Origin of the sequence: Vibrio gallaecicus, from assembly GCF_024347495.1 — a bacterium.
Lineage (GTDB): Bacteria > Pseudomonadota > Gammaproteobacteria > Enterobacterales > Vibrionaceae > Vibrio > Vibrio gallaecicus.
Map to the genome: position 1 here is coordinate 537,078 of NZ_AP025490.1, position 18,531 is coordinate 555,608.

The 18,531-nt window shown below is 42.8% G+C and carries 9 protein-coding genes; 1 reads left to right on the top strand and 8 read right to left on the bottom strand.

Translation table 11 applies throughout. From position 1 onward, the window contains the following. Window positions 1-20: 20 nt before the first annotated feature. The 8 genes from btuF to gltB all read right to left on the bottom strand — a co-directional run bounded on the left by btuF (window position 21) and on the right by gltB (window position 17,005). On the bottom strand, window positions 21-842 hold the full coding sequence (gene btuF, locus OCU78_RS02415) for a vitamin B12 ABC transporter substrate-binding protein BtuF (RefSeq protein WP_240701767.1): 822 nt from the start codon (window positions 840-842) through the stop codon (window positions 21-23). A 25-nt stretch (window positions 843-867) separates the two neighbouring features. Then, on the bottom strand, window positions 868-1,821 hold the full coding sequence (locus OCU78_RS02420) for a cobalamin biosynthesis family protein (RefSeq protein ID WP_137374511.1): 954 nt from the start codon (window positions 1,819-1,821) through the stop codon (window positions 868-870). Between the two features lie 11 nt (window positions 1,822-1,832). Next, the gene (mtnN, locus tag OCU78_RS02425) at window positions 1,833-2,543 is read right to left on the bottom strand and encodes a 5'-methylthioadenosine/S-adenosylhomocysteine nucleosidase (RefSeq protein ID WP_137374512.1); all 711 of its coding nucleotides are present in this window, start codon (window positions 2,541-2,543) and stop codon (window positions 1,833-1,835) included. 132 nt (window positions 2,544-2,675) lie between these two features. Beyond that, window positions 2,676-3,104, bottom strand: coding sequence for a DUF1499 domain-containing protein (locus OCU78_RS02430; RefSeq protein WP_137374513.1), 429 nt, complete (start codon window positions 3,102-3,104; stop codon window positions 2,676-2,678). A 107-nt stretch (window positions 3,105-3,211) separates the two neighbouring features. Beyond that, window positions 3,212-4,972: a diflavin oxidoreductase gene (locus OCU78_RS02435; protein ID WP_137374514.1), complete on the bottom strand. Its 1,761-nt coding sequence runs from the start codon at window positions 4,970-4,972 to the stop codon at window positions 3,212-3,214. A 30-nt stretch (window positions 4,973-5,002) separates the two neighbouring features. Then, complete coding sequence (locus OCU78_RS02440) at window positions 5,003-10,450, bottom strand: glutamate synthase-related protein (protein WP_137374515.1); 5,448 nt, start codon at window positions 10,448-10,450, stop codon at window positions 5,003-5,005. 538 nt (window positions 10,451-10,988) lie between these two features. After that, on the bottom strand, window positions 10,989-12,458 hold the full coding sequence (locus OCU78_RS02445; RefSeq protein WP_137374516.1) for a glutamate synthase subunit beta: 1,470 nt from the start codon (window positions 12,456-12,458) through the stop codon (window positions 10,989-10,991). Further along, window positions 12,458-17,005, bottom strand: coding sequence for a glutamate synthase large subunit (gene gltB / locus OCU78_RS02450; protein WP_137374517.1), 4,548 nt, complete (start codon window positions 17,003-17,005; stop codon window positions 12,458-12,460). The genes OCU78_RS02445 and gltB overlap by 1 nt, the downstream gene beginning before the upstream one ends. Before the next feature lie 534 nt (window positions 17,006-17,539). Between gltB and OCU78_RS02455 the strand changes: the two genes are divergently transcribed. Further along, window positions 17,540-18,502: a TIGR01212 family radical SAM protein gene (locus OCU78_RS02455; protein WP_137374518.1), complete on the top strand. Its 963-nt coding sequence runs from the start codon at window positions 17,540-17,542 to the stop codon at window positions 18,500-18,502. Window positions 18,503-18,531: the final 29 nt, after the last annotated feature.

An 18,531-nucleotide genomic window follows, 5' to 3' on the forward strand; every position in this document is an offset into this window, starting at 1 on the left:
CGAAAATTTTCAGGAAAAAGTTAGCGATTTTGGCGAGCTTTATCAAAGTAATCGCACACTTGCCCGATAGCTTTTAAAGTTCGGTCTGTTGGGCGGTTAATCCAGTCTGAATTAAGGGACCAAATTTGATTTTTATTGATTGCTGGAATTTCATTTTTCCACCCTTCCCACATATTCCCATTCTCTATGGCATGCTGGGAGGTGAATATGACTTCTGGCTTGTTGATTACCACTTGTTCAATACTTACTTGAGGGTAGGGTGAGCCGCTAGATTCAAAAATGTTTTCACCTCCGCAAAAATTAAATACCTCACTAGGCCAATTCCCTTTTGCTACCGTGATAATTGGTTTCTCACTGAGCTGATAGAAATAGCGAACAGGTTCTGCATTTTGGTATTTTTCTTTTAGAGACTGAATGCTATTTCGGTAGTTTTGAGCGTTCTTTTTTCCAATCTCAGGGTTACTTGCATATTGGCTTAACTGTTCAATATTATTAGCTATGTTATCGAGCGTTTTTGTTTTTGAATAATAAATTTCAAAACCAAATTGTTCGAGTTTTGCCAATTCTCTAGGCGGGTTCCCAGCAGGCCAAGCCAAAATAAGATCAGGTTGTAGGGCGATTATTTTTTCGACTTTAATGCCTTGGTAGTTAGCTACTTTCTCTAATCTAGCTGCTTCTTCGGGATAATCACTATGCTCACTCACGGCAATTAATTTATCACCAAGACCAGCAGCGTAGGCAAGCTCAGTTGCATGCGGGGCAAGGCTAATAACTCGCTGAGCGGGTTTTATATCACTGGCTGAAAAAGAGGGAGTAGAGAGGTTGAGTGTAAATATGGAAATGATTAATACAAGGTGGAAATTCAATTTAAATGCCTTGATGGATAACGAGTAAAATGATGCTTTGAATAAAAACCCAAGCCATGATTCTCCAAGCGAGTAATTTCTGGAGTTGGGATAAATGTAAAGCTGATGGGACGATACGACCACCTAACTTTGCACGTACAGCCTTGGTGTCGTTATAGATTGCAGGTCCGCCGAGTGACAGTTCTAATTTATTACCTGCTGCAGTGATTAACCAAGCAGGTCCTGGCAGTGGCCATGATTTACTTTGAGTCAGCATAGAGCTAAAGGTATGGCTAGCTTTTGAGCCAAATACAATCATCAGAGCAAATAGACGTAAGGGAATAAAATCTAAAACGGCAACTACTTTCGTTACTGTCAGTCCAAAAGGAGAAAACTGACGTCGACTTGGTGACCAAGCTCTCGCAAGCTCTGCTGTGAGTCGATACATTAATGCTGCAATACCACCACCGATGGCATACCAGAAAAGAACGCAGATAACATTTCGACCATAACCCATAATGATGGTTTCAGCCCCTGCTTTGCCTAACCCTAAAACAGATAGGGTCTCTGTTTGACGGTTAACAATGGGTGCCAATAGACCGCGAGCTTTGTTTTTGTCTTGTTTTCCTAATGCTCTGATGAGTTGATTAGCCAATTTTTCATTATTTCGCCAATCTATAGCAAGCAGCAGTAAGGCGAGTTCAAAAAATTGTGGTTGCCACATTAGCGGTTTGAGTGCGATTAAAGTAATCAAAGCAGGGAAGCACATGAGCAGCCACGCCAAAGAACCTGACAATAAGCTTTGTGAGTAACTTTGGTTAGTATTCACTTTGCTAGCCAACAGCTCCGCAAACTTATGCCAAAGAGTCGCGGGATGTGCAGCATGTGGTATAGGTAAAATAAGATGAAATAGCAGTGCTCCCCACATCACGAGGAGCACTCCATTTGCAAATACTTGGTCAAACAGTGTTTGCATTGTGTCGGTGCTTACTTAAGAAGTTCAACCATCTTCAGAACCATCTCTGAAGAACTTTGAGCCGCAAGAGGTAAGAATTCTTCAAAACTCATTGGAGACTCTTTATCTGCAACATCAGAAATTGCACGTACTACAACAAATGGAACTTGGAATTGATGACAAACTTGAGCAATAGCTGATGCTTCCATTTCAACTGCGATAACAGAAGGGAAGTGCTTGCGGATAAACTCTTGACGTTCAGGTGTGCAGACAAAGGCATCTCCAGTACAAATCAAACCACGAACGGCATGAACATTTTTGCCTTCAGAAAGAGAGATTTGAGCTAGGGCTTTTTCAGCTACGGCCATTAATTTTTCGTCTGCTTTGAATGCAGCGGGTTGACCTGCCATTTGACCAATTTCGTAGCCGAACGCGGTTACATCGGCATCGTGGTGGCGAACTTCTGTTGAGATAACCACATCGCCTAAGTTTAGGCTAGAGTCAAAACCACCAGCAGAGCCTGAGTTGATGACAACATCAGGTTGGTACTCACTTAATAAGATAGACGTACCAACAGCTGCCGCTACTTTACCAATACCAGATTGTAGCAATACAACGTCAACACCATTTAGCTGTCCAGAAAAGAAAGTACAACCACCTTTGTTTACTTCGTTCATGTCAGTAATAGCTGCTTTTAGGATCGCAACTTCTTGTTCCATTGCGCCAATGATGCCGATTTTCATGTGTAATCTCTTTAAAATAGTAGAACAGTAGACCGAAATTGTAGCATGGAAAAGAAGCGGCTAGCGACTGCTCAAAGTACTTCTCGATGACATTCAATCTTATTGTCTTGGTAAGTGAAGGATAAGGTCGACCTACTTAATTAGCTTTGCGACTTTTAATGATTCTCTAAGCTGCTCTGCACGTTTTCGGTTTACACCAAAATCTGAGTGACCTGTGCGAGACTCAGAGCGAACAAGAAGCTCTCCATCTACTATCTTTAACTCTAGATCATCGACAAAGCGCATAATTAAACTGGTGTATTCAATGCGTAAATAATCGCCCGTTTTTTCTGCTGTTTTTGATCTCGGTATAGCAAGAGCTACTGTTTCAATTTGATCTAATGTAGCGGTTTCAGAAAGAGTAAATGTTGCCAAAGAATGCTGTTCACGATTGTCTTGCGTTGAAACGCAGTTTGGTTTGTCACCACAAGGTGATGAAGTTCTATCTGTCATTGTTGTTACCCCTTGACTACATGCCGTTAATCCTAAAAGAGTGATGGTTAGGAGAGCGATTTTTTTCATGTTTTTTGTCATATTAATACCCACTGTTTTTATTATGATTTGTTATTTACAGTAAAAAGGATCCAATATTTGGATCCTTTTTAGTTTAGGTCAAGGTTTTAGTTCAATTAATAAACATCACGAACATAACGTTTTTGTTTCTTTAACTTGCTTACGTATTCTTTGGTTTCTTCTTGGTTGAATTGACCATGTGTAGATATGATGTCATGTAACGCTTTATCAACGTCTTTCGCCATATAATACGCGTCACCACATACAAAAAAGTAACCGCCTCGTTCAAGCCATGCAAACAGTTCAGCTCCGTTGTCTCGCATCTTATCTTGGACGTAAACCTTCTCAGCTTGATCTCTAGAGAAAGCTAGATCTAAACGAGTTAAAACCCCTTTAGATTGCAGCACCTCGATTTCTTCTTGGTATATGTAATCGGTGGCGCTATTACGATCTCCAAAAATCAGCCAGTTATCACCAGGGGAAGCCTGTATTTCCCGCTCTTCTAAGAAAGCTCTAAACGGTGCTATGCCTGTCCCGGGTCCAACCATAATCATTGGTGCTTTGTCGTCTTCTGGAACCGCAAAGTTTTTATTTGGCGCAAAGTAGCACGGTACTTTTCCACCTTCGTTAACCAGGTCTGCAAGCCAACTTGAGCAGGTACCATTGTAACTGCGATCCTCATTTTGATAACGAACGCTACCAATCGTTAGGTGCACTTCATCTTTGTTTTTATTCAAGCTTGAAGAAATTGAATATGCTCTTGGAGCGATAGGTTTGAGCAATGACAATACTTCAGCCAGTGAAAGCGTAACATTGGGGTAGTGACGTAAAATATCTAATGTGTCTTTGCCCCATAAAAAATCATTCAAAGCTGAAGTGTCTTCGTTGGCGATCATCTCTATTAGCTTATGATCACTAGCTGCTTCAGCCATCGCTTTTACAAACTCTTTAGAAGGGGTTCTAATATCCAAGTACTGGGTAAAGATTTCTTTTAGACTGTGATTTTCACCATTCCAAGATGGCTTTTCGTTACCGCTAAATTTTAAATGTTCAAGAAATGCTGAAACCAGATCTGGTTGGTTTTCAGGGATAACATTTAGAGCGTCACCTGGCTTATAAAACTCACCAGATCCTTCAAGTGATAGTTCATAGTGAACAATCTCTTTGCTGGATCCTTCTTGGCTTAGAACGCGTTTATGTTTGAGTGTGGCTTGCAGTGGATTCTTGCGTCCAAACTTTGATTTTTGTTTTTGAGGAGATGGCGCACCTTGAGGAGAAGTTGCACCGTCATCACCTTTGTCAGCAATGATTGGTAATGTGGCAATCATCCATTCTTCAGCAAGCTGTTCAAAATCAATATCACAGTCGACTCGAGAGGTAACGCGATTTGCTCCAAGTTGTTCTAGGCGCTCATCCCATAATTTACCAGCAAGGCAGAATTCATCGTAGCTTGTATCGCCTAAAGCTAGAATTGAATAGAAGGTCCCCTCTAGTTTAGGAGCATTTTCATTGTCCATCGTCTGCCATAGGCTTTCTGCGTTGTCTGGCATCTCACCTTCACCATAGGTACTGGTGATGATTAAAATGCGAGATGATTTCACAAAAATTTGAGCATCAACATCGTCCATATCGAAGACGTTGGCTGTCATTCCATATTCTTTAGCTTTTTCTGCAGTATCGTAAGCTACGCTTTCTGCATTACCCGTTTGTGAACCATATAAAATGGTTAACGCCTTAACTTGGGGCTTGGATTCCGCGTGGACAACGGATTCTTCTTTGACTAATAAACGAGAATGTAGACCCGAAAAGAAGCCCGCCAGCCATGTCTTCTGGTCTTCATTAAATGGTATATCTTGTGGCAAATGAGGTACTTTCATTGTTCTTCCTATTTAAGATACTGCCTTTCCTTAGGCTGTTTGGGCTTCTTTATTTTGTTTAATTTCAAATCGAATAACATCAGCAAAGGCGTGACAATATTGAGTCGCTAAGCGTTGGTTAAGTGGCTCTATATCACTCATCTGCTTGTTGATTTCTATTTCACGAGCGATGATCCATACAGCAGTACCACGTGAGTGAGTGTCCCAGACATCACGTCTTGTAAGAGACGCTTTGTAGTCTTGAACTCGCTTATGGGCAAGCAGCACTGATAGCTCGTCATCTTTATAATTTGAAATAGCTTCCTTTACATCTTTCAATATAGAATCCAGAAGCTTTTTGTCTTTAAGCTCGAACATACGCTTTATGAGTCGGTTTTGTTCTGATGCTTCATTATTACCCTGTACTTGCACCAGCTGATGAGCTCGGTGTAACACACCGCTTTGTGCTAAAAGATCACAGATGAGTGAACTATCCATTTCACCATATTGAGGGCTTAAGCCATTTGATAGTGATGTAGCATCACGATAGGCAAAATGAATGTTTTCCATTAGGCGACTCGCTTCACCGTGAATCAGCTCTTCGAGCATTTTTTTACGTGGGTGGGCAGCAAGAATACTTTCTGGATGTTGGCTTTGAACGAGCGCTAAAGGAAGAACTAAAGTAAATAAAGTTCTGCTGGTTGCCCAATCTGACAAGATTTGTTGTGCTTTGAGAGAGTCGGTAAAGCGAATGTGTTGCTCTAAGTGCCATTTCAGCGCATCTTCATAGCCAGGGCTATGCTCAATTAACGGTAATGTCATCACTGAATCTTTGCTGCAGCTCGCTGCAAATTTGCCATTTATGTCATATTGGTAGCTCACACCACCAGACATACCATTACCAAAACCTTTCCCATAGCCGCCTAGATTGATTACAGAACCGTTCGTCATGTATTCACAACAGAAGTCACCGACGCCTTCGACTACTGCGACAGCCCCTGAGTTACGAACTGCGAATCGGTCTCCGGCTTCGCCCTCAATGAAGGTTTGACCGCCTGTCGCTCCAAATAAAGCGAAGTTACCAATAAGAACGTTGTTGCCCGCAGAAAGAGCATTGTTACTTGGTGAGCGAACAACAATATGACCACCACTTGAACCTTTACCGACACCATCATTACAGGTTCCAGTATGCTCCATGACTAAGCCGCTATTGTTGAAAGCGGCATAGCTTTGGCCCGCGCTACCATGACTTTTTACGACGACAGACTCGGAATCAAGATAACGTCTACCGTTGCTTGCATACTTAACGGAAGGGTGGTTTGTAGCAATACTTTTATAGTTTAGGTTACGCTCAATATCGATAGATAGCTGGCCACCTGTCGATTTGTTACGGTTGTTGAGCTTACCTGCATCTAAAACAATGTTCTGCTGCTCTGTTTCAAAGTAGTCATTGAGCAGTGATTCAATCAGTGCATCATCAGGTGTAAAGTCAGCTTCTAAATAAACGGGTTTCTCAATTTTCACCTCGTTAACTTCACGCAAAAGCCCCGTGACATTAAGGCGTCCGACAATGCTGTGGTGGTTAGCTAGGTGAAGTAATTCAGTTTTTCCACGAATCTCTCTTAGGCTTGAGTATCCAAGTTTCGCGAGGTATTCACGGACTTCATGAGCAACGTTTAAGAAGTACTGAGCAAGCGCTCGTGGATCACCTTGATAAAGTTCAGGGTTAGTTGTTAATCCAGCAGGGCATTTAACGTTACAGTTTTTAGCCATCACACATTTCAACATCATGAGGGCTGTGGTACCAAACTCGAATGAGTCCCCACCCATGATAGCTGACTTAATAACATCAATACCTGTTTGGTGCGCATTGGAGCAGCGTAGCGTTACTTTTTCTCGAAGCCCATTTTCACTTAAGGCTTGGTGCACTTCAGATATACCAATTTCAGCTGCTCGACCTGTATTTTTCAAACTAGTAACTGCAGCAGCACCCGTACCACCAGTGTTACCCGCGACGTTGATTACATCAGCTCCGGCTTTAGCTACCCCAACAGCAATGGTACCAATACCTTCAGAAGACACGAGCTTGACGATAACTTTGACTCGCGCAGCTTTCGCATCGTGAATCAGTTGCCCCAAATCTTCGATAGAATAAGTATCGTGATGTGGGGGAGGGCTGACTAGTTCTACCCCAGGTGTTCCGCCACGTGCGGCTGCAATTTCTACGGTTACTTTTGGGGAAGGCAGTTGACCACCTTCGCCTGGTTTTGCACCTTGAGCTATCTTTATTTCGATTTCTTCAAGTAAAGGATCGGCTAGGTAGCCGACCCAAACACCAAATCGACCAGAAGCAAACTGTTTGATCTTACTGGCTTTGATCGAGTTAAATCGAGAAGAGTGCTCGCCCCCTTCTCCGGAGTTGCTCATTGCACCAGCTATGTTGGTACCTTGCGCGACAGCTTGGTGAGCGTTGGAGTTAAGTGCACCATGGCTCATTGCGCCAGAAGCGAATGTTGGAGTGATTTTGTGCGCTGGAGCAACATCGCTCAACTCGATAGGTGCTCTAGCAGCTTTTACTCGACTTAGAAAACGTGAAAGATCTGGTTTGGCATCCACAAAAAGAACGTTGCCTTCTAACCAGATTTTATTGATCGTATTGACCCACGTTGTTTCTATTGCAATTTTGAGTGCGTTGATATTCTCAGGCTTATGTAATTCAAGAGAAAAAACATGAGTGTCACTAGAGTGTGGTGTGACGTTTAAGCCTGACCATAGGTAGCCGATATTCCCTTCAAAATGGAATCGATCTAGCAAGTGAGAAAACTCATCAGCGCTTTGAATGGCACCAAAATCTAAAGGTAACAATAGGATATCGCGAAGTGCTGCCGGGCGAGTTTCCCGTTCTTTATAAAGGCTTTGAGAGAAAGAGCGGTACGATGGTGTAACTGTAAACGCATCAATTTGAGCTGGCGTTAATTTTTCATAGCCAGACTCTTTGTAGGCAATATCTGCATTGGTCACGACCGCTGATTCTAACGCTTGTTCCGCTTGTTCTTGATCGATGTAACGAACGGTCTCTTGAGTCATGTTTATGTACTCACGAACCGCAGTATTACCAAAACTGTGGCCAGCTCCATCTTGACGTTCTTTAAACAAACCTAAGAGTGGGATCTGATTTTCTTCGTTAATCGCAAGAGCTTTAAAGTGCCATTTGGCATTACTCCATGCCAAATCTTCAAATTGAGCACCACCGACAGGGGAACTAATATTTGGGAAATATGCTTTTAAATTTTCGGAATCCGTGTCGAGGAAGTTTGATTCAAAGAACTCCCCTCCGATGTAGCTTTCTGCAGTACAAAGACCAAATTTACCCATGGTCTTCATTAGCGATTTTTCACATGCTTTCTTGAAGTTTGCTAATCCGACTTCCACCGATTGATTTTTGGATAGTGTCATTGCCCGGTGATGTACTGAAATCGGACATACCGCAGAGACACCAAAACCGAGGATACACGCAATATCGTGGCTACTAGCAGCCTGTCCAGTTTGGTAGATCACGCTGGCGTCAAAACGTAGCCCTTGCTTGATCAATCGCTGGTTTATTGTTGTTGCCACAAGGATAGCCGGTAACGCCGCTTTGTCTTTCGCGATATTCTTATCACTTAAAACAATGATGCAGTGTCCTGCGCGTACAGCAGCTTCAACATCATCAGAAAGTTGTGATAAGGATTCTTTTACTCTTTCTGCATTGCCTTCTCTGCTGTTGAGAGTTGGTGTAAATAGGGCGTCAAAAGTCGCGATAGATATGTGTTTTTGCGCCAGTATTTGCTCTAACTGTTGCGGTAATACAATCGGAGATTGTAAAACCAATTGGGTGTTGTCTGTCGAGCTAAAGTTTGGTTTCGCACCTAAAGCGACCCTTAACGTCATGCCGTCAGACTCTCTTAGCGAGTCTAAAGGAGGGTTGGTGACTTGAGCAAAACGTTGACTAAAGTATTTAGACATCCCCCCTTCTTCGTCAGTTAAAACGTTAGGAGCAAGACCAAAGCCCATTGCGGTAATCTTTTCCGCACCAGTCTCAATCATTGGGTCTAAAAAGAATTTGAAGCTTTCTTGGTTTAATGAATAAGCGACATGGCGGCTGTAAGAACTGAAGGTTTTGTTTTCAGTAATTTGTTCTAAAGTACTAGGCTCAAGATCATCCAACGTTATTCTTGCTGACTCTAATAGGGCAGTGTAGTTGCGCTCTTTAGCTAAGGTTTCAAGCACTTCTTTTGTTTCATAACTCTGCCCTGTCGCATGATCAAAGTAGATCATGCCGCCCGCTTGGATTCGTCCAAATCGAGTAACTTGTTCGGCAGGAAAGTCTATCTGACCAGCTTCACTCATTACTGCGAGATATCGCTCTGTTTCTACAGTACGTAGAGGACGCAGACCAAGGCGATCCAGCCTAGCGCCTACCTTGACTCCATCTGAGAAGATAAGTGCAGCAGGCCCATCGTTTTTCTCTTCTGAAAGGCTGAAATATTCCAGCATTGCTTTAACTTCAGAGGAAAGAGTATCATCGTTTTCCCAAGCTGGTGGCATCATTGCGAGCACGGCTGTGACGATGTCCAGTTCATCTTCAACAACGCGTCTAGCTAAGGTTTGATCAAGTCGAGCTGAGTCTGATTGTCCTTTAGGGAAAATTACCTTTTTGTGCTGCTGACGAGCAATTGCATCTTCGCTTAAACGGTTTTTCTTGTCGGTGTTGAGTTCGCCATTGTGCGCCATTCTTCGGAAAGGCTGTGCCATCATAGTGGCTGGAGCGGTATTGGTTGAAAAGCGAGTATGGAAAAATAGCGTTGTAATTTGATGATCAGAATGACTTAAATCTTTAAAGTAAGGCACGACTTCCCAAGAATTGAGACGACCTTTATAAACTTGAGTCTTTGAACTCATAGAGAGTGGATAAAAGCCATTCAGCTTATCGTCCGTGAAGCCAATAGACTCAAGCTCACTCAATGCCAAGTTGATATCTAGTTCAAAGGCTTCTGGGGATCGACCTTCACGATCATTGAGAAAAACGGTTTGTTGTATCGCTTGCTGTACTTTTTGAGAGGCTTGGTTAATCGCTTTATTTGATACAGGGACTTCTCGCCAGAGTGCGATGGCTAAGTCGAATTTAGCTAACGTACGTTCAATGAGTTGTTTGGCTGCGTCAAATTCTAATTGGTCAAAAGGGAAAAAAAAGTTAGCGACACCAAAATCACCTTTACTCAATTGATCTTGAGAAAGTAAGACTTGGTAGAAATTGACGGATAAGTCGATATTGACCCCTGCACCATCTCCAATCCCTTCAGCATTCATGCCGCCACGGTGTGGGATAGTACATAAAGCTTGATGAGCAAGTGCGAGTAAATCGTGAGTTTGTTCACCACTTTTATCTGTGATGAATCCTACCCCACAACTCGAGTGCTCATGCTCGCGATCATACAGCGAGCGATATTCCTGATTCATTCGATCATTTCCTTGATTGCTTGCAGCCTAGACTGCGGGTTCCTTTGGCTTGTATCACTACAGTGCCGAATCCTTCAGCTTTTTATTTAAGAACGATTCCTATTCACTCTTAAAGCGATCTCAATAATTATCATGGCGTTTCTAGGATGGCAAGTTTATTTATCATGGTTCATCACCTATATTGCATAATTATTACTTAATTTGCGTGGGGTGATTGGTTTTTTATATTGTATAAACTTGTTTGATAAACTTAGTTTGGCAATAAACTCTATTTGCGAATAATTCTTAATAAATAATCACTTATTTGAGTTTTTTATAAATTCATATTGTTGAAAGAAGTAACGTCGTACTTGAAAGTGATATTTAACATTTTATTATCATTTCAATGAGGGTAGATGAATAGTTAAGTAGTTGCTTTCGAAGTAGCTACGGACAGTATTAAAGTATCCTGCCGGAAGATAAGTACAAAAAAAGCCAGCATAAAATGCTGGCTAAAAATTTGGAAGGATTGCTGCTATTTAATGCAGCTTGTAATTATTTACGCTGAAAGCATTAGTGAATCAGATTTTGCTTCAAGATTGGTCCCACCCATTAGATAACCATCTATTTCTCGAGCACATTCACGACCTTCATTAATACAACGAACAACAAGTGATTGACCTGTGCGCATATCGCCTGCTGCAAATACGCCTTTTTGGCTAGTTGCAAAACCTTGCGTTGCTACATTGCCACGATCATCAAGTTTGATGTCTAGTTGAGCAAGTACACCTGTTGGTTCTGGATGTAAGAAGCCCATCGCTAGGAATGCCATATCACATGGAATTACTCGCTCAGAGTTTGCTACTTCTTCAAAACCAGGACGTTCACCAGGCTTAGCGTCTTGCCATACGATGTCAGCAATGCGTAGGCCAGTTACTTCACCTTTATCGTTGCCGATAAATTCTTTAGTCAGAATATTCCAGTGACGTTCACAACCTTCTTCGTGGGAAGTGGTCGTTTTCATGATCATTGGATATTGAGGCCAAGGCATATTAGCAGGGCGCTTCTCTGGCGGGATCGGCATGATCTCTACCTGAGTAATGCTCGCTGCTTTATGACGGTTTGATGTACCAACACAGTCAGAGCCGGTATCACCACCACCGATAACCACAATGTGCTTATCTTTAGCGTGAATTTCTTCTGTCTTAAGCTCTAAGTCATTTGCACGACGGTTATTTTGACCTAAGAATTCCATAGCGAAATGAACACCTTTGAACTCTCGACCTGGGATTGGTAAATCACGAGGAACCGTTGAGCCGCCCGTTAACAGTACAACATCGAATTCTTGACGAAGTTGTTGAGCATTAACGTTCACACCAATGTGTTGGTTAACTTCAAACTTCACACCAGCTTGAGCCATCAGGTCAACCTTACGGTCGATGACGTCCATACCTAGTTTGAAGTCAGGAATACCAAAACGCAGCAGACCACCTACTTTTTCGTCACGTTCAAATACAGTAACGGTGTGACCAGCACTGTTTAGTTGCTCAGCTGCGGCTAAACCAGCAGGACCAGAACCGATGATCGCAATTGTTTTACCAGTGCGAGAACGTGGTGTTTTTGGTTTGGCGTACCCTTCACGGTACGCCGTTTCTACAATCGTTTTTTCGATATTACAGATTGTGATTGGATCTTGGTTAATACCAAGTACACATGCACTTTCACAAGGAGCAGGGCATACACGACCTGTAAATTCAGGGAAGTTGTTTGTAGAACTAAGGATGTTCCAAGCTTCTTCCCAGCTATCACGGTAAACCGCATCGTTGAATTCGGGAATGATGTTACCAATCGGACAACCGTTGTGACAGAAAGGGACACCACAATCCATACAACGAGATGCCTGAGTACCGATCTTTTCACCAAACTCTTCGTTAAGTACGAATTCTTTGTTGTCTTCGATACGAACTGATGGATCGAGCTTCTTTGGAAGCTCACGACCGTGTTCTAAAAATCCAGTAGGCTTACCCATTATACTGCCTCCACTTCTTCCGTTTGTGCCTGTTGTGCTTCAGCCTTACGCTTTTGAAGTACCGCTTTGTAATCACGTGGCATTACTTTAACCAGTGATTGAATGCTTACTTCAAAGTTGTCTAGGAAAGACTTAGCAACTTCACTTCCTGTGAATTCAACGTGCTTAGTTAGCATTTCTTTTAGCAGAGCTTTATCTTCTGCTTCGATTGGATCTAGGTCGACCAGTTCAGCATTAAGCTTGGTTTCAAAGTCACCTGCTTTATCCCAAACATACGCAACACCACCACTCATACCAGCCGCAAAGTTACGACCTGTCGAGCCAAGGATTACCGCGACACCACCAGTCATGTATTCACAACCGTGGTCGCCTACGCCTTCTACAACGACCTTTGCACCAGAGTTACGAACACAGAATCGTTCGCCAGCCATACCGCGAATGTAAGAATCACCTGATGTAGCACCGTAGAAACAAACGTTACCTACAACGATGTTGTCTTCAGCTACGATAGAAGATTTTGCGTCAGGGTATAGTACTAGCGTACCGCCAGATAAGCCTTTACCCCAGTAATCGTTCGCGTCGCCTTCAACTTCAAATTTCACACCTTTCGCAAGGAATGCACCGAAAGACTGACCTGCACTACCGTAGAACTTAACATTCATTGGCTTTGGTAAACCTTGGTCTTTGTAGACTTTAGAAATCTCGTTAGACAGCATGGTACCCGCAGAGCGGTCTGTGTTGATGATAGGGAATTCAGCGTTAACAGCTTCACCTTTCTCAAGTGCTGGAATAGCAGCTTGAATCAACTTGCGGTCTAGAACTTCTTCTAGGTTATGGTTTTGCTGTGTTTGGTTGTAAATACCATCGCCTTCACGCGCAGGTTCAATATGTAGAACAGGCGTTAGATCTAGGTTTTTGTACTTCCAGTGACCGATATCTTCACGAACTTTCAGTTTCTGAGATTGACCAACCATTTCTTGAATTGTGCGATAGCCAAGTTCTGCCATCACTTCACGTAGACCTTCAGCCATGTACTGGAAGAATGTCACTACGTCTTCTACGCGACCGTCGAAACGTTCACGAAGGGTCTTGTTCTGTGTTGCGATACCAACTGGGCAAGTGTTTTTGTGACACTTACGCATCATGATACAGCCTTCAACAACTAATGCTGCTGTTGCTACGCCCCATTCTTCAGCACCTAGTAGTGTTGCTACTGCAAGGTCACGAGGTGTTTTCATCTGACCATCAGACTGAACAACGATACGGTTACGTAGACCATTCTTCAGTAGTGTTTGGTGAGTTTCCGCTAGACCTAGCTCCCAAGGAAGACCGGTATGACGGATAGATGACATTGGAGATGCACCTGTACCACCATCAAAGCCAGCGATAAGTACAACGTCAGCTTTTGCTTTTGCTACACCTGATGCGATCGTACCTACACCTGCTTCCGATACTAGCTTCACGTTTACACGACCAGCACGGTTAGCGTTCTTCAGATCGTAGATTAGCTGAGCCAAATCTTCGATTGAGTAGATATCATGGTGTGGCGGTGGTGAAATTAGACCAACACCCGGAGTCGAGTGACGTGTCGCACCGATCCAATCATCAACTTTATCACCAGGTAATTGACCACCTTCGCCAGGTTTTGCACCTTGTGCCATCTTAATCTGAAGTTCATCAGCATTAGATAGGTAGTAAGAAGTCACACCAAAACGACCTGAAGCAACTTGTTTAATTGCTGAACGTTCCCAATCGCCATTTTCTTTGCGCTCGAAACGAACTGGGTCTTCACCGCCTTCGCCTGAGTTAGATTTAGCACCGATACGGTTCATTGCGACAGCAAGTGTTGAGTGTGCTTCGTGTGAGATAGAACCAAAGCTCATCGCACCTGTAGCAAAACGCTTCAAAATATTCTCAATAGGTTCAACTTCCGCTAGAGGGATAGAACCTGCTGGATTTTTGATGAATGCTAGCTGGCTACGCAGTGTTGCTGCATTGTCACCTTGGTCATCAACGGCTTTCGCGTACTTCTTGAATTGAACGTAATCTTTGTTACGAGTTGACTCTTGAAGCAAAGAAATTGTTTCTGGGTTGAATAAGTGTTTTTCACCACGTTGTTTCCACTGGTAAACACCACCAACATCTAGAACTTGTACTGGGATTTCACGTGTCGGGTAGCCCACACGGTGACGAACCAATACTTCTTTCGCGATGTCATCGATAGTCAGGCCTTGAATACGAGAAACTGTGCCTGTGAAGTATTTTTCAACTACAGATTTACTAATACCAAGAGCTTCAAAAATTTGAGCACCGTGGTACGACTGAAGCGTAGAGATACCCATCTTAGAGAAGATCTTAAGAAGACCGCCGTTAACACCTTTACGGTAGTTGTCGAACAGTTCTTCAGCCGATAGATTAGGGTCTAGCTTCTTAGTACGCTGAAGATCAATGATCGTTTCAGTCACTAGGTATGGGTTAACTGCGTTAGCACCGTAACCGACTAAGGTTGCAAAGTGGTGCGTTTCACGAGCGTCGCCAGTCTCTACTACGATGTCACACTTCGCACGTAAACCTTTACGGATTAGGTGGTGGTGAACTGCGCCAACAGCCAGCATTGCTGGAATAGCTGCGTGGTTAGAGTTAACTGCACGGTCAGTTAGAAGAATGATTGAGTAACCATCGATTACTGCATCTTCGGCATACTGACAAATACGCTTAAGAGCACGTTCAAGTTTGCCTTCTTCTTCACTTGCTCGGAAAACGATATCTAGCGTCTTAGCTTGTAAGTGCTCGTTATCGATAGCGCGAAGTTTTTCAAGTTCAGCGTTTGAAAGTACTGGAGATTCTAGTTCTACTTTTTGACAGTGTTCTGGGGTTTCTGCCAGTAAGTTCTGATCTTTACCTAGGTAAGTGTTCAGAGACATAACCATGCGCTCACGAATCGGGTCGATAGGCGGGTTAGTTACTTGAGCAAATAACTGTTTGAAGTAGTTTGATAGATGCTGAGATTGGTGAGAAAGAATCGCTAGTGGCCAATCGGCACCCATAGCAGAAAGTGGTTCATAACCAGTCTTCGCAAGAGGAACGATAATCTCGTTCACTTCTTCAGAGCTCACACCAAAAGCTTGTTGGTGATGCATCAGTTTTTCAGGAGAAGGTTGGCTGTGTGCATTATCTGCTTCAGGCAATTCTTTCAAGCTTAATAGGTTGTCTTTAACCCATTGCTCGTATGGCTGTGAGTTAGCAATGCCATCTTTCACTTCTTCATCAGAAATGATGCGACCTTGCTCTAGGTCAGCAACAAAAATACGACCTGGTTGCAGACGACCACGGAACTCTACGTTCTCTGGTTCAATTTCAACAACGCCAGATTCAGAAGCCATCACAAGGAAGTCATCTTTGGTCACTGTGTAACGAGAAGGACGCAGACCGTTACGGTCAAGTGTTGCGCCAACTTGAACACCATCAGTGAAACATACAGAAGCAGGGCCATCCCAAGGTTCCATAACATTCGCGTGGTACTGGTAGAACGCACGACGAGTTGGATCCATGTTTTTGTTTTCTTGCCATGCTTCAGGGATCATCATCATCAATGCATGTGGCAGGCTGCGACCAGAAAGAACTAGGAGCTCTAATGCCATATCAAAGTTAGATGAATCTGAACTGCCTTCCTGACAAATAGGAAGAAGCATGTCGATTTCAGCTTTTGTGAAAAGATCAGATTCAATGATCGCTTCACGTGCTTTCATCCAGTTCAAGTTACCACGAACCGTATTGATTTCGCCGTTATGAGCGATGTAACGGAATGGTTGAGCTAGACGCCAGCGAGGGAATGTATTTGTTGAGAAACGAGAGTGAACAAGCGCAAGTGCCGTTACCATCGTTGGGTTTTGAAGATCTAGGAAGTATTGAGGAACTTGTTCCGTCGTTAACTGACCTTTGTAAACTAGAGTCTTATATGACATTGAGTTGATGTAGAAATCATCGCCAATGTTAGACACACTTTCTAAACATACACGAACCGTGTAGTTACGTAGTACGTAAAGTTTACGCTCTAGTTCTTCTGGAGTGGTACTTGGGCCACCAGAAATGAATACGTGTTCAAATTGAGGTTCAGTGCTTAGTGGATCTGCACCGATCATTGAGTTGTCAGTTGGTAATTCACGGTAGCCTAAAACTTCAAGTTCTAGACGCTGAGCATTACGCTCAAGAATATCACGACACTGTGCACGCTTGTGTTCATCTTTAGGGAAAAGTACAACACCAACACCGTACTTTTCAAAAGAAGGAAGCTTAATTCCAAGCGTTACCGACTCTTCAAGTAAAAATTCATGGGGCTTTTGTAGCAAGATACCTGCGCCATCACCAGAGCAAGGATCACAACCTTGACCACCACGGTGTTCCATACGCGCTAGCATATCGAGGGCTTGAGTTACTACATCATGAGATTTACGGTTTTTTAGGTGAGCGACAAAACCGATACCACACGCATCATGCTCCAATTCTGGAGTATACATGCCCTGTGCACTCTGCTCTCTATCTACCATAGATACATCCTTCCAGTTTATTCTAGGCACAACTCCGCTTATATACAGATGATGAGCCTTGTCCTTTTATATTTATGAATCTAAAACTAACCCTTGGTGAGTTAGTTTGAGTCCTTTCCGTATCCCGCAGAAAAATATTGCGAGAAAAACAATCCTTGGTGTTTTCCAGTTAAATTTGAACACAATCTAGTGATTCATATAGGTGGGGTTAGGGAAACACCGATGTTTCGATGAGTTTCTTTGTAGTTGGAAATACAAATAAACCGCAAAAACTGTAAGTATCCTACAATTTTGTGAGGTTGAAATGCAAACAAAAGTAGATCGCAGCGCATTTTTTTTACACTGGAAATAGAAGTTATGTGTGTATTTTGCCTAATAAGTCGAATGTAACGCATTATTTTTGCATGTTTATTGACTTGGTATAACGCATATCGTTTTTATCTAATTAAAATTGCCCCTTAGTTATTTTCATTACCGTAATTTTATTACACAAATCTTAATGATATTCATTTCGATTTGCAACAGGGTTAAACAATGCAACTGCACGAGCTAGTCAACAGCATAGGACAAGACTTACAGCGCCGTTATGGTGAGAAAGTCCATAAGTTAACCTTACATGGTGGGTTTAGCTGCCCAAATCGAGATGGCACGATAGGAAAAGGCGGTTGCACGTTTTGTAATGTTGCGTCTTTTGCTGATGAAGAGACTCAAATTCAAAGTATTGCTGCTCAATTAAGCGATAGAGCTGGAGAGATCGCCCGCGCTAAAAAGTATCTGGCTTATTTTCAAGCTTACACAAGCACCTATGCAGAAGTTCAAGTGCTAAAGAATATGTATGAAGAAGCGCTGCAGGCTCCCGAAGCCGATATTGTAGGCTTATGCGTGGGTACTCGACCTGATTGTGTACCGGATTCGGTACTCGATTTATTGTCAGGTTATGTTCAACAAGGTTATGAGATTTGGCTTGAGCTAGGCCTACAAACTGGCAACGATTTAACACTCAAGCGTATTAACCGTGGGCATGATTTTGCCATATATGAACATATTACTCAGCGGGCTCGTGCCTTAGGAATAAAAGTCTGCACGCATTTAATTGTTGGCTTACCAAAAGAAACGAAAGCCGATAATTTAGAAACGCTAAGGAAGGTGCTTGAAGTAGGCACTGATGGTATTAAATTACATGGTCTACATATTGTTGAAGGCAGCACCATGGCGAAAGCATGGAAAGCGGGTAAATTAGAGGCGCCTACGCTAGAAGAATATGTCGACATTGCCTGTGAGTTGATTCAAAGAACACCAGCTGACATTGTGTTTCATCGAGTATCGTCCGCAGCAAGAAGACCCACATTATTGTCACCATTGTGGTGTGAGAATCGCTGGTTAGCGATGACTGAAATAGGCAGAGCACTTGATAAATCAGGTCCTCAAGGTATGAAGGTCGCCCAACCTTTTGAATATACACTGCCAATTTTAACAGCAGATAAAATAGTCAATTAGTGATATATTTTATCTATTGAATAGGTCGA